General features: G+C 68.7%; 9 protein-coding genes. 4 read left to right on the top strand and 5 right to left on the bottom strand.

The genetic code is table 11. The features are described 5' to 3' along the window. Positions 1-111 precede the first annotated feature (111 nt). Together KF796_13545 and KF796_13540 are read left to right on the top strand one after the other, a co-directional pair. Complete coding sequence (locus tag KF796_13545) at positions 112-1473, top strand: efflux RND transporter periplasmic adaptor subunit (GenBank protein ID MBX3587657.1); 1362 nt, start codon at positions 112-114, stop codon at positions 1471-1473. Between the two features lie 18 nt (positions 1474-1491). After that, the gene (locus KF796_13540) at positions 1492-4653 is read left to right on the top strand and encodes an efflux RND transporter permease subunit (GenBank protein MBX3587656.1); all 3162 of its coding nucleotides are present in this window, start codon (positions 1492-1494) and stop codon (positions 4651-4653) included. Here the strand turns inward: KF796_13540 and mobA are convergent. From mobA to KF796_13520, 4 genes are all read right to left on the bottom strand, one after another. Further along, positions 4646-5245 carry a molybdenum cofactor guanylyltransferase gene (gene mobA, locus KF796_13535; GenBank protein MBX3587655.1) on the bottom strand — a complete coding sequence of 200 codons (600 nt, stop codon included), beginning with the start codon at positions 5243-5245 and terminating at the stop codon, positions 4646-4648. The genes KF796_13540 and mobA overlap by 8 nt on opposite strands. Position 5246: 1 nt before the next feature. Continuing rightward, entirely contained in the window at positions 5247-6362 is a 1116-nt protein-coding gene (gene moaA, locus KF796_13530) for a GTP 3',8-cyclase MoaA (GenBank protein MBX3587654.1), read from the bottom strand. Positions 6363-6379: 17 nt separating this feature from the next. Beyond that, a complete protein-coding gene (locus tag KF796_13525) occupies positions 6380-7141 on the bottom strand; it encodes an SDR family oxidoreductase (protein MBX3587653.1) in 762 nt (253 codons plus the stop codon). A gap of 86 nt (positions 7142-7227) precedes the next feature. Then, positions 7228-8661, bottom strand: coding sequence for an aldehyde dehydrogenase family protein (locus KF796_13520; protein ID MBX3587652.1), 1434 nt, complete (start codon positions 8659-8661; stop codon positions 7228-7230). 141 nt (positions 8662-8802) lie between these two features. On the opposite strand from KF796_13520, the gene KF796_13515 reads away from it, so the two are divergent. Both KF796_13515 and KF796_13510 read left to right on the top strand, forming a co-directional pair. Next, positions 8803-9807 (top strand): MBL fold metallo-hydrolase, encoded by a 1005-nt coding sequence (locus KF796_13515; GenBank protein MBX3587651.1) that lies wholly within the window; start codon positions 8803-8805, stop codon positions 9805-9807. A 159-nt stretch (positions 9808-9966) separates the two neighbouring features. Further along, a complete protein-coding gene (locus KF796_13510; protein ID MBX3587650.1) occupies positions 9967-12564 on the top strand; it encodes a PAS domain S-box protein in 2598 nt (865 codons plus the stop codon). 33 nt (positions 12565-12597) lie between these two features. Here the strand turns inward: KF796_13510 and KF796_13505 are convergent, their stop codons facing one another. Beyond that, positions 12598-13122, bottom strand: coding sequence for a DUF962 domain-containing protein (locus tag KF796_13505; protein MBX3587649.1), 525 nt, complete (start codon positions 13120-13122; stop codon positions 12598-12600). Positions 13123-13211 lie beyond the last annotated feature (89 nt).

Below are 13211 nucleotides of genomic sequence, written 5' to 3'. Positions count from 1 at the left end.
GGTGGGCGCGAGGTTTTTGGCGGTTTTGCAGCGGTGTCCTGCTACATTGGAAAGCGCACTGGCCAGCCCGCCAGCGCCCTTGCCCATGAACCCCTTTAGCAGTGCCCCCCCATGGCGTCAAAACCTATTTACCTTGCGGTTGCCGTCGTTGGCATTGCCGTGGCTTCCGGTGCAGCCTGGTGGGTCCAGCACCGGCCCGCGGCGGGGCATGAGGGCCAGGGGCCGGCAGCCTCTGCGGGCTCGGCCGGCAGCGGGGCGGGCGCCAAACCCCCGGCCGTGGAGGTGGCCCGCGTCGAAGTGATGAAGCTCACCGACGATGCCCAGGCCGTGGGCAGCCTGCGCTCGCGCCAGAGCGTGGTGCTGCGGCCCGAGGTCAGCGGACGCATCACCCAGATCAATTTCCGCGACGGTGAGCGGGTCCGCAAGGGCCAGCTGCTGGTGCAGCTGGATGACCAGTTGCCGCTGGCCCAGGTGCAGCAGAGCCAGGCCGAGCTGTCGATCGCGCAGGCCAACCACAAGCGCAACCAGGAGCTGGTGGCCCAGAACTTCATCAGCCAGCGGTCGGTGGACGAAAGCTCGGCCAACCTCGAAGTGGCCCAGGCCAAGCTGGCGCTGTCGCGCGCCACGGCGGCGCGGCTGCGCATCGTCGCGCCGTTCGACGGCATTGCCGGCATCCGCAGCGTGAACATCGGCGACTACCTCAAGGACGGCGCCGACATCGTCAACATCGAGGACATGGAGGCGCTGTATGTGGACTTCCGGCTGCCCGAGCGCTACCAGACCAAGGCGCGCCGTGGCCAGCAGGCGGTGGTCGCAGTGGACGCGCTGCCGGGGCGCAAATTCAGCGCGGTGGTGCAGGCGATCGACCCGCTGGTCGACGCCAACGGCCGCTCGGTCGGCCTGCGCGGCTGCATCGACAACCGGCAACTTCAGCTGCGACCGGGCATGTTTGCCCGCGTGACCAGCGTGTTCGGCCAACGCGAGAACGCGCTGGTGGTGCCCGAGGAGGCCATCGTGCCGCAGGGTGGACGGCAATTCGTGTTCCGGCTGGTCGATGGGCCCGACCGCGACAGCAAGCTGGCCCAGCGGGTCGAGGTCAAGGTGGGCATCCGCCAGCCGGGCCGGGTGGAAATCGTGCAGGGTCTGGAGCCCGGCGACCTGGTGGTCACCGCGGGCCAGCAGCGGGTGCAGAAAGACGGCATGGCGGTGCGGGTGGTTGAAGTCAACAAGCCCGGCAATGGTGCGGGCCCCGGCGCCCCCAAAGCGGGGGCAGGTACCGTCGCGCCCCCCGCCGCAGTACCACCAGGTGCCGGTGCACCACCAGTCGCCTCGGCCAGCGCCGCCGCGCCGGTCGCCAAGGGGGGGGCCGCTGCACCGCCGCGGCTGCAGGGTCCCAATCCCTGTCTGGCCGGGCTTTCGGGCGGGGCGGGCGCGCCAGCGGGCGCTGGCGCCGCGCGCAAGGCCGCTTCCTGAACGACCAGGAGCCTCGCCATGCAGCTTGCTGAAATCTCGATCCGCCGGCCGGTGTTTGCCACCGTGCTGTCCCTGCTGGTGGTGCTGGTGGGCGCCGTCAGCTTCAACCGCCTGTCGGTGCGCGAATACCCCAAGATCGATGAGCCGGTGGTCACCGTGAGCGTCAAGTACGCCGGCGCCTCGGCCGAGGTGATCGAATCGCAGGTCACCAAGCCGCTGGAGGATTCGATTGCCGGCATTGATGCGGTCGATGTCATCACCTCCATCAGCCGGGCCGAGCAGAGCCAGATTTCCGTCAAGTTCCGCCTCGAAAAGGACGCCGATGCCGCCGCCGCCGAGGTGCGCGACCGCACCTCGCGTGTGCGCAACAAGCTGCCCCAGGCCATTGACGAGCCAGTGATTGCCAAGGTCGAGGCCGACGCCTTTCCCGTGATCTGGCTGGCCTTCACCAGCGACACGCTCAGCCCGCTGCAGATCAACGACCTCGTCAACCGCATCGTCAAGTCGCGCCTTCAGACCGTGACCGGCGTGGCCGATGTGCGCATCTTCGGCGAGCGCAAGTACGCCATGCGGGTCTGGCTCGACCCCGACAAGCTCGCGGGCTACCGCCTGACCACGCAGGACGTGGAAGACGCCATCCGCCGCAGCAACCTCGAGCTGCCGGCCGGGCGCATCGAGTCGCAGCAGCGTGAGTTCAGCGTGACCTCGCAGACCGATCTGGTGCGGCCGTCCCAGTTCGCCGAGATCGTCATCAAGAACGTCAACGGATTCCCGGTCCGGGTGCGCGATGTGGCGCGCGTGCAGGAGGCCGCGGCCGACGAGCGCAGCCAGGTCCGGCTCAACGGCAAGGTGGCCATTGGCGCCGGCGTGATCCGCCAGGCCACGGCCAACCCGCTGACGCTGTCGCAGGGCGTGCGCGACATGATTCCCAAGCTCAAGGCCGACCTGCCGCCCGATGTGAGCATCGACGTCGCCAATGACAACTCGCTGTTCATCGACCGCTCGGTGAAGAACGTCTACCAGACCATCGCCGAGGCCATCGTGCTGGTGGCGCTGGTGATCTTTGTGTTCCTGCGCACGGTGCGCGCGTCCATCATCCCCATCGTGACCATCCCGGTGAGCCTGATCGGCACCTTTGCCATGATGGCGCTGGCCGGGTTCTCGATCAACACGCTCACGCTGCTGGCGCTGGTGCTGGCCATCGGTCTGGTGGTGGACGACGCCATCGTGATGCTCGAGAACATCTACCGCCACATCGAGGAGGGCCTGGACCCGTTCTCGGCGGCCATCAAGGGCGCGCGTGAAATCGGCTTTGCCGTGATCACCATGACCTTGACCCTGGTGGCGGTGTATGCGCCGCTGGCCTTCACGCCGGGGCGCACCGGCCGGCTGTTTGGCGAGTTCGCGCTGGCGCTGGCAGGGGCGGTGGTGGTGTCGGGCTTCGTGGCGCTCACGCTCACGCCCATGATGTGCGCGCAGTTGCTGCGGCACAACCCCAACCCCAACTGGTTTGACAGCCACATGGAGCGCTGGCTCACCGCCATCTCGGACCGCTATGGCCGGCTGCTGCGCTGGCTGCTGCTGGCGCGCTGGCGCCCCGCCACAGGCCCCGGTGGCTTGCGGGGTTGGCTGCTGCAGGCGCGCTGGATCGTGGTGGGCACCATGCTGGCGAGCGCGGTGGCCATCACGCTGGTCTGGCCCACGATGAAGCAGGAGCTGTCACCGCTGGAGGACCGCGGCACCATCCTGGCCACGGTCAACGCACCCGATGGCTCGACCTTCGAGTACACCAACCGCTACGCCCAGGCGCTGGAGAAGATGGGCCAGCCCTACAAGGAGTTTGACCGCATCTTTGGCAGCATCGGCAATCCCACGGTGTCGCAGGCCAGCGTGATCTACCGGACCGTGGACTGGGAAAACCGCAAGCGCACCACGCTGGAGCTGGCGCGCGAGCTGGGCCCCAAATTCAGTTCGCTGCCGGGCGTCAACGCCTTTCCCATCACGCCGCCCTCGCTGGGCCAGGGCTTTCGCGAGCGGCCGATGAACTTCGTCATCCAGACCTCGGACAGCTACGAGAACCTGAACCGCGTCACGCGCCAGATGATGGACGAGATCGCCAGGAACCCCGGCATTGTCTCGGCCGACGTGGACCTGCGCCTGAACAAGCCCGAGCTGCGCATTGACGTGGACCGCGAAAAGGCCGCCGACCTGGGCGTGAGCGTGGAGGTGGTGGCCAAGGCGCTCGAAACCATGCTGGGCGGACGCAACGTGACGCGCTACAAGCGCGACGCCGAGCAATACGACGTGATCGTCCAGACCGAGCCGCGCGGGCGCACCACGCCCGAGGACATCGACAGCATCAACGTGCGTGGCCGGGGCGACACCATGATCCCGCTGTCGGCGCTGGTGAAGGTGCGCGAGAGCGTGAGCCCGCGCGAGCTCAACCACTTCGGCCAGCGCCGCTCGGCCTCGATCACGGCCAACCTGGCGCCCGACTACTCGCTGGGCCAGGCCCTGACCTTCATGGACGAGACGGCCAGCAAGGTGCTCAAGACCGGCTACACCACCGAGCTCAACGGCACTTCGCGCGAGTTCCGCAACTCACAGGGCGCGCTGGCCATTACCTTTGTGCTGGCGCTGCTGTTCATCTTCCTGGTGCTGGCGGCGCAGTTCGAGAGCTTTGTCGATCCGCTGGTGATCATGCTGTCGGTGCCGCTGTCGATGATTGGCGCGCTGCTCGCGCTCAAGTGGTCGGGCGGCTCGCTCAATGTCTATTCGCAGATCGGCCTGATCACGCTGGTGGGCCTGATCACCAAGCACGGCATCCTGATCGTCGAGTTCACCAACCAGCTGCGCGAGCAGGGCATGGAGGTGGTGGACGCGCTGGTCAAGGCCGCCTCGCAGCGGCTGCGGCCCATCCTCATGACCACCGGCGCCATGGTGCTGGGCGCGTTGCCGCTGGCGCTGGCCCACGGCGCGGGCGCCGAGAGCCGGATCCAGATCGGCTGGGTGATCGTGGGCGGCATGTCGCTGGGCACGGCGCTCACGGTGTTTGTGGTGCCCACCATGTACCTGCTGTTCGCGCGTGGCACCGTGCCCGGGGCCAACAAGGCCGAGGCCCGCGAGTTGCCGGGCCATGACCTGCCGCCTCACGGGGTTGAAGCGGTCCCCGTCAAGTAGCGGCCTGCCGCAGCTCGGCCAGGGTGTTGACGTTGACGAAGGCGTCGCCGTCGCCGGGCTGGTCAAACAGCACGGGGCTGGCCGGCTGCGACTGCAGCCACTCGCTCACCCGCCGGCCGCCCGCATCAAGATAGGCCTGCAGGCTCCCGCGCCATTGCACGCTCAGCAGGCAGAACACGGGCTGCATGCGGGGTTCGCCTTGGGCATCAGGCAGCGTGACGACCGCGCCCTGATGGGGGCCGAGATTGGCGCCCAGCCGTGCCACCAGATCGGTCGGGAAAGCCGGCGCGTCACAGGGCACGCAGGCCAGCCAGGGCGTGGTGCACTGTGTCAGGCCTGCGAGCAGCCCTGCGAGCGGCCCGGGGTACCCGGCCGAGGCATCGCAGACCACGGGCACCCCCCATTCACGGTACTGGTCAAGGTGGCGGTTGGCGCTGAGCAGCAGCGGGCCCACCTGGGGTCGTAGCCGGTCCAGCGCCCTTTGCGCCAGGGGGGGCCCATCCAGCAGGGCCAGGCCCTTGTCCAGGCCGCCCATGCGCCGGCCCTGGCCGCCCGCGAGCACCAGGCCCGTGATGTCCGCCCGGGCGACCAGCTCAGCCCCCGATGTAGCTCATCTCGACGCGGCGGCCGGCCGGGGCCAAGCGGTCGGGCGGTTGCGAGCCGCGCAGCTGTGAGTAGCGGTCGGTCCGCCCCTGCCAGATGTGGCCGATGGCCGACGCCAGCGCCGCGTCGTTCGCGCCGCCGCGCAGCAGCGCGCGCAGGTCGTGCCCCTGGCTGGCGAACAGGCACAGGTAGACCTGGCCCTCGGTGGACAGGCGGGCGCGGTTGCAGTCACCGCAGAAGGCCTGCGTCACGCTGCTGATCACGCCGATTTCACCCGTGCCGTCGGCATGGCCCCAGCGCTCGGCGGTCTCGCCAGGCGCCGAGGGCTGCAATGGGACCAGGGGCAGCTCGGACTGGAGGCGCTGGATGACCTCGTCCGACGGCAGCACCTCGTCCATGCGCCAGCCATTGGTGGCGCCCACATCCATGTACTCGATGAAGCGCAGCACCGTGCCCGTGCCCTTGAAGTGGCGTGCCATGGGCAGGATTTCGTGGTCGTTGGTGCCGCGCTTGACCACCATGTTGACCTTGATCGGACCCAGGCCCGCCTCGCGTGCCGCCTCGATGCCTTCCAGCACCTGCGCAACGGGGAAGTCAACGTCGTTCATGCGCCGGAACACCGCGTCGTCCAGGCCGTCCAGGCTCACGGTCACCCGTTGCAGGCCGGCGGCCTTGAGCGCCCTGGCCTTGCGCGCCAGCAGCGAGCCATTGGTGGTGAGGGTGATGTCCAGCGGCGCACCGTCCACCGTGCGCAGGGCGGCCAGCTGTTCGATCAGCACCTCGATGTTCTTGCGCAGCAGGGGCTCGCCGCCGGTCAGCCGGATCTTGCGCACGCCGTGGGCCACGAACTGCCGCGCCAGGCGGGTGATTTCCTCGAAGGTCAGCAGCGAGGCGTGCGGCAGGTAGGGGTAGTCCTTGTCAAAGACTTCCTTGGGCATGCAGTAACTGCAGCGGAAGTTGCAGCGGTCGGTCACGCTGATGCGCAGGTCGCGCAGCGGGCGGCCGAGGGTGTCCGCCAGCAGGCCGGTGGCCGCCACGGGCCGCGAGGGCAGGGCGGCGGCCAGCGCATGGCGCTGGTCAACCAGGGGGATCACGCGTTCGGCCATGCCCGCATTGTCAACGCTCAGACACAGCGCGCGCCATCGACCTCGATGCAAACCCCTGAAATGAATGCGGCTTCATCGCTGGACAGGTAGAGGCAGGCATTGGCCACGTCCAGCGCGGTCGAGAAGCGGCCCAGCGGAATCGTGGCCAGGAACTTGGCACGGCGTGCCTCGTCCACCGGCCCGCCCGCGAATTCGGCCGACAGGCCGGTGTCGGGGTTGAACACGGGGTTGACGCAGTTCACGCGGATGTTGTCGGGCCCGAGTTCGGCCGCGAGCGACTTGCTGGTGGTGATGACGGCGCCCTTGGAGCCGTTGTACCAGGTCAGGCCCGGACGCGGCCGCACGCCGGCCGTGGAGGCGATGTTGATGAAGCTGCCGCCCTTGTTGGCGCGGAACACCGGCGTGGCATGGATGGTGGCCAGGTAGATGCTCTTCATGTTGACGGCGTAGCACTTGTCGAACTCGTCCTCGCTCACTTCGAGCGCGGGCCGGTTGCGGTGGGTCCAGCCGGCGTTGTTGACCATCACGTCGAGCCGGCCGTGGCGCTGCACGGCCGCTTCGACCAGGGCCTTGACGTCGGCCGACTTCGTCACATCGGCCGCGAAGAACGAGGCCGTGCCGCCGGCTGCGGTGATGTCGGCCACCACCTTCTCGCCCAGCGCCGCGTTGATGTCGTTGACGATGACCTTGGCGCCTTGCTCGGCCAGCCGTTTGGCAATGCCCTCGCCGATGCCGCCGCCTGACCCCGTGACGATGATGACCTTGTCCTTGACCCGCATGAATCTGTCTCCTGTTTGCTCTTGATTTGATAGCTGAAAGTGGCCGCCAGTCCTGGACTCCGGCCCTGTTTGGCTTGAAAGCCGGCTTATCCGTGGCGGATTGCGACGGTTTTGAGGGTGGTGAAGCCCAGCAGGGCTTCAAAGCCCTTCTCGCGGCCATAGCCTGACGACTTGACGCCGCCGAACGGCAGCTCCACGCCGCCGCCGGCGCCATAGTTGTTGATGAAGACCTGGCCGCTTTTCACGCGTTTGGCCATGCGGAACTGGCGCGCGCCGTCACGCGTCCAGATGCCGGCCACCAGGCCGAACTGCGTGGCATTGGCCAGCTCCACCGCGTGGTCCTCGTCCTTGAAGCTCATGGCCGCGAGCACCGGGCCGAAGACTTCTTCCTGGGCAATCCGGTGGTATACGGGCACGTCGCGCAGCAGCGCGGGGGCCTGGTAGAAGCCGGCCTCGGGCGCTTCGTCCACGATCTTGCCCTGCGCCACGATGGGGATGTTGGCCGCGTGCGCGTCGCTCAGGAAATCCCACACGCGCTGCTGCTGGCTCTGGCGGATCAGCGGGCCCACGTCCAGGTCCATCGTGGCCGGGCCGACGCGAAGGTTTTCAAAGGCCTGGCCCAGCCGCTCGAGCAGGGGCTCGTAGATGGCCTGGTCCACCAGCAGGCGCGAGCCTGCGCTGCAGGTCTGGCCCGCGTTCTGCACGATGGCGTTGATGACCATGGGCAGGGCGGCGTCCAGGTCGGCATCGGCAAAGATGATCTGCGGGCTCTTGCCACCCAGCTCCAGCGTGACCGGGCAATGGCGCTCGGCCGCCACCTGCTGGATCAGCGTGCCGACCTTGGGGCTGCCGGTGAAGCTGATGTGGTCGATGCCTTCGTGGCGCGCCAGCGCGTCGCCCACCTCGTGGCCATAGCCCGTGACGATGTTGATGGCTCCCGCAGGAAAGCCCACCTCGGCCGCGAGCTGGGCCACGCGGATCAGCGACAGGCAGGCGTCCTCGGCCGGCTTGACCACGCAGACGTTGCCGGCCGCCAGCGCGCCGCCCACGCTGCGCCCGAAGATCTGCATCGGGTAGTTCCAGGGAATGATGTGGCCGGTCACGCCATGCGGCTCGCGCCAGGTCAGCACGCTGTAGCCGTCCAGGTAGGGAATGGTGTCGCCATGCAGCTTGTCGCAGGCGCCGGCATAGAACTCGAAGTAGCGCACCAGCGCCACCGCGTCGGCGCGGGCCTGTTTGGTGGGCTTGCCGCAGTCGCGCTGCTCGATGGCGGCCAGCTCGTCGGCATGCTCGGCCACCTTGGCCGAGAGCTTCATGAGCAGGCGCCCGCGCTCGGCGGCGTTGAGCTTGCTCCAGACCGCGTCATGGCACTTGCGCGCGGCATGGACGGCCGTGTCGATGTCGTGCGCGTTGCTGCGTTGCAGCTCGTCAAAGGCCTGTCCGTCGGACGGATCGATCACGGGAAGGGTGCGGCCCGAAGCGGAGGGCACCGAGGTGTTGGCGATGTAATTCAACTGCATGCGGCGATTTTGCTCCAAACCCCGCGCGTCCCGCACACAGGTGTAAAAACCGTCTCCAGACCGCATACAGATTGCACATCAAGCTATTGTTTTGATAGCGTGCGCGGTATCATCACGGCTCCCCGGGCTTCAGTGAAAAGCATGCGTACGTTTAAGAAAGTTCTCATCGCGGCCCTGCTTCTGCTGGCCGTGGCGGCCGCCGGACTGGCCTGGCTGGTGCAGCAGCATCCCTCGCTCACGCCCTATGGCGCGCTGGGCTGGCGCGGCACCGAGCCCATCCGGCCCGCACCGCGGATCAGCTTTCTTGGCGTGGCCACGCTGCTGCTGGACGATGGCGAGACCGCACTGCTCACCGACGGATTTTTCTCGCGCCCGGGCAAGGTCAAGGTGCTGCTGGGCAAGGTCGAGCCCGACCTGGATGCCATCACCCGCGGCCTGCTGCGCGCGGGCATTCCGGGCAAGACCGGCCGGCTTGCCGCGGTGATCCCGCTGCACTCGCATTACGACCATGTCATGGACGCGCCCGAGGTGGCGCGGCGCACCGGCGCGCTGTTGCTGGGCTCGCCGTCCACGGCCAACGTGGGCCTGGGCTGGGGCTTGCCGCCCTCGCAGATCCGCGTGCCCGTGCTGGGCGTGCCCATGCAGTTCGGCCGCTTCACGCTCACGTTCTACCCCGGGCGCCACTCCCCCACGGGCTTCACGGGGGGCGAGATCACCCAGCCGCTGAAGCCGCCGGTGCGCGCCAGCGCCTACCAGGAAGGCATGAGCTACATCCTCGTGGTCGAGCATGGCGGGCGGCGCGTGCTGATTGCCGGCAGTGCGGGCTTCGAGCCCGGCGCGCTCAAGGGAGTGCAGGCTGATGTGGTGATGCTGGGCATCGGCGCCCTGGGTTTGCGCGACGACGCCTACCGCGATGCGCTGTGGCGCGAGCTGGTGAGCGGGGTGGGGGCCCGGCGCGTGATCCCGATCCACTGGGACGACTTCTGGGTGCCGTCGCAGCCGCCCATGCAGCCCATGCCGCCACCGCTGGACCGTTTTGACGTGACCATGGAGTTCCTGCGCGAGCGTGGCGCCCGCGAGGGCGTCGACGTGCGCCTGCCGCTGCAGTGGCAGCCCATGGATGTCTGGACGGGGTTAAGCAAATGACCTAAGCCATGCCGGACCCTGCATGCTCCAATCCCGGGTCGGCCCGCGAGCGGGCAGGGGATGTCCTGTTCCCGCGTGGGCAGGCCCTCCAGGAAGGTGTGTGGATTGAAGGACTTCGCTGACAGCGTTTTTTCGCACTCGAGCGCCCGCGTCAGCGGCGTGAGTTCGCGCGTTGTGGCCTTGTGCCTGGTCGCGCTGGCCGTGGTGCCACTGCTGCTGGTGCTGGGCGTGGCCTGGCAGGTGCAGCAGCGAAACCTCGCCGGGCGCGCGGCCGGCGACATCGCCGCACTGGCCAGCCTGCTGGCCGCGGGCCAGGAACAATCGGTTGAGGGCACGCGCCAGTTGCTGCTGAGCGTGAGCAGCGCCGCGCCCGTGATGGCCGGCGACTGGCCTGCCTGCAATGCCTTCCTGGAGCGGCTCAATGCCCGCCTGCCCAACTATGTCTCGCTCGGCGTCACCGACATCGATGGCTTGCTGGTCTGCCGGTCCACGTCGTCGCGGGCGCCGGTCAACCTGTCCGACCGCAGCTACTTCCGCCAGGTGCTGCAGGGCAGTTCCTTTGCGGCCGGCACCTACCTGGTGGGGCGCGTCACCGGCAACAAGACCGTGCCCTTTGCTGTCCCGGTCAAGGACGCGGCTGGCGCGTTGCGCGGCGTGGCGTTCGTTGGCATGGACCTGGGGCTGCTGGAGCAGCGCCTGCTGGCCGTGCCGCTGCCCGCGGGCGTCTCGGCCTGGGTCACCGACGCGCAGGGTGCCGTGCTCGCCAGCACGGTGGCCGGCACCTCGGGCGCGGGGGCGCAGGTGGCCGATGAAATCCTGGCCAGCGCACTGGTTGGTGGCCGCGCGGGCCCGCTGGCCACGAGCAGCGCCAGCGGGCAGTCCTGGCTGCATCACGTGGTGCAGATTCCGGTGGCGGGTGCCCGGGGCCTTCAGGTCGCCGTGTCGGCGGATCTGGACACGGTGGTCGGGCCCTCCACGCGCCAGCTGGGCTTGCTGATGGCCGCCCTGCTGGGGCTGCTTGCGGTGTTCGCGGCGGTGCTCAGCTTCGTCGGGCGGCGCTGGCTGCTGCAGCCGCTGGACGATCTGGCGCAGGCCATGCGACAGATCGAGCTGCGCGGCTACCAGGGGCCCCGGCCGCAACGCAAGGAGCGGGTGCGCGAGATCCGCATGCTGCAGCGCGGGCTGGATGCCATGTGGGCCGGCCTGACCCGGCGGGCCCAGCAGCGCGACGAGGCGCTGGCCGAATCGCGCGCGGCCCACAGCGAACTCAATGCCGTGCTGAACCAGATGGACGACGGCTTCCTGGTGCTGGACGCGGGCTGGCACATCAAGTTCTGCAACCGGCGGGCCGCCGAACTGGTGCTCAAGGACGCGGGGGAACTCGATGGGCGCGACTTCTGGGCCCTGTTCCCCGACGACCGCAACCACAAGATGCGCGCGGCCTGCGAACAGGCGGTCAAGGAGGGCCTGGCGTTCGAGTCGGAGGAGTACCACGCGCACTACAAGCGCTGGTTCGAGATCCACTTCTTCGCCTCCGAGGGGGGCATCGGCGTGTTCCTGCGCGACAGCACGCCGCACTGGGAAATGATTGACGAGCTGCGCGAACGCGAGCGGCGCTACCGCGAGCTGTTCGAGGCCAATCCCAATGTGATGTGGATCTTCGACACCCAGACCCTGGAATTCCTCGCCGTGAACGCGGCCGCGGTGCGGCGCTATGGCTACACCGAGGCCGAGTTCCTGGCCATGCGGGCCACCGACATCCGGCCCGCGGACGACCGCGAGCAGTTCGTGGAGCAGGTCAACCGCGCCTCGGCGGCCACCTCGCTGCGCGATGAGCCCGGCATCTGGCGCCACCTGACCAAGAGCGGCGAACTGCTGCTGGTGGATGTGGCCCACCATGCCATCACCTTCAAGGGCCGTTCGGCCCGGCTGGTGATGGCGGCCGACGTGACCTCGCGCCTGGCCGCCGAGTCCCGGCTGCGCGACAAGCTGGAGAAGCTGGCGCGCCGCTACGGCGAGGCCACCAGCGCGCTCAAGGCCTCGCGCCAAATCCTCAGCGGCTACATCCGCACCCTCAACGACGACGTGCTGCCCACGCTGCGGCGCGTCGGCGCGCTGGACGCCCAGGCCCCCGACGACCTGGAGCGGCTGCGCCGCAAAGGCCTGCGCGTGGCGGCCATGCTGGAGGAGATGCTGCGGCTCACGCAGATCGGGCGCGCGCCGTTCGAGCGCGAACCGCTGGACCTGTCGGCGCTGGCCACCCAGATCCTGCGCTCACTGCACGAGCGTGAGCCGCAGCGCAACGTGCATGTGGACGTGGAGCCCGGCATGACCTGTCGCGGTGACGCGGCGCTGGTGCGCCTGCTGCTGCAGGCCCTGCTGGACAACGCCTGGAAATTCACGGGGCAGGCCGCCAGCGGCTGGATCCGCGTGGGCCAGGTACCGGTGGCCGAAGGGCAGACGGGGGTGGTGCCGGCCTGGTTTGTGTCCGACAACGGCGTGGGCTTTGAGGGCGGGCAGGAAGATCGCTTGTTTGTGCCGTTCATGCGCCTGCATTCGGCGGCTGAGTTTCCGGGCCAGGGCCTGGGGCTGGCCACCGCGCGTGCCGTGGTGGCGCGCCACGGCGGGCGCATCTGGGCCACATCCACGCCGGGGCAGGGCGCCACCTTCACCTTTGAACTGGAAGCCAAGCCCGTGCCCACCGGCCTGTTCGTGAGCGAAGTGGTGATCGAAAGCCTGCCCGCCTGGGACGACTGAGCCCGCGGCCGGGCCTGCCGGCTGACCTGCGCTTCAGGACGCGGCGTGCAGGTCGCGCTTGCGCACCGGGCCCACCCGGGCTTCGATGGCACCCAGCAGGTCGGCGCGCAGGCCCAGCGCAAACACGACCTCGGCCACCACAAACAGCGGGCCGATGAACAGGCCCACCAGGTCGTCCACGAACGCGGGTTTCTTGCCCTCGTAGTAATGGCCGACGAACTGGAACACCCAGCCCACCACGAACAGGGCCACGCCCGAGGTCAGCCACACCGAAGTGGCCTGCGCGGCCAGCCACTGGGCCAGCCACAGGTTCAGCGCCATCAGCACGGCCATCAGCAGGCCCATCCGCAGCTCGAGCCGCAGGTAGTAGATCACCGTGCCGGCGGTCAGCAGCAGGGCCGGTGTGAGCGCCAGGCCGCCCGCCATCACCGCGGGGCGCGAGAGCAGCGTGGCAATGGCCAGCACGATCATCGGGATGCCGACGAAGTGGGTCGCGATGTTGCGCGGGTCGCGGTGGTAGGCCGCGTACTGCGCGAGTTGGTCGGTCAGGGTTTTCATGGGCGTCTCCTGGTTCTGGTGTGGCGAGAATTCTCTGGCGGGCTTGCGCCAGGGTCTGTCGTGTACCCGACACAACCCGCAGTTTGCTT

This window comes from Ramlibacter sp. (assembly GCA_019635435.1).
Classification (GTDB): domain Bacteria; phylum Pseudomonadota; class Gammaproteobacteria; order Burkholderiales; family Burkholderiaceae_C; genus JAHBZM01.
Note: the sequence above shows the minus strand (reverse complement) of the source record. Positions and strands in the feature narration are given on the sequence as shown.

Coding starts and splice junctions, on each gene's coding strand:
- KF796_13545 (MBX3587657.1), top strand. CDS start 112: ATGGCGTCAAAACCTATTTACCTTGCGGTTGCCGTCGTTGGCATTGCC.
- KF796_13540 (MBX3587656.1), top strand. CDS start 1,492: ATGCAGCTTGCTGAAATCTCGATCCGCCGGCCGGTGTTTGCCACCGTG.
- moaA (MBX3587654.1), bottom strand. CDS start 6,362: ATGGCCGAACGCGTGATCCCCCTGGTTGACCAGCGCCATGCGCTGGCC.
- KF796_13525 (MBX3587653.1), bottom strand. CDS start 7,141: ATGCGGGTCAAGGACAAGGTCATCATCGTCACGGGGTCAGGCGGCGGC.
- KF796_13520 (MBX3587652.1), bottom strand. CDS start 8,661: ATGCAGTTGAATTACATCGCCAACACCTCGGTGCCCTCCGCTTCGGGC.
- KF796_13515 (MBX3587651.1), top strand. CDS start 8,803: ATGCGTACGTTTAAGAAAGTTCTCATCGCGGCCCTGCTTCTGCTGGCC.
- KF796_13505 (MBX3587649.1), bottom strand. CDS start 13,122: ATGAAAACCCTGACCGACCAACTCGCGCAGTACGCGGCCTACCACCGC.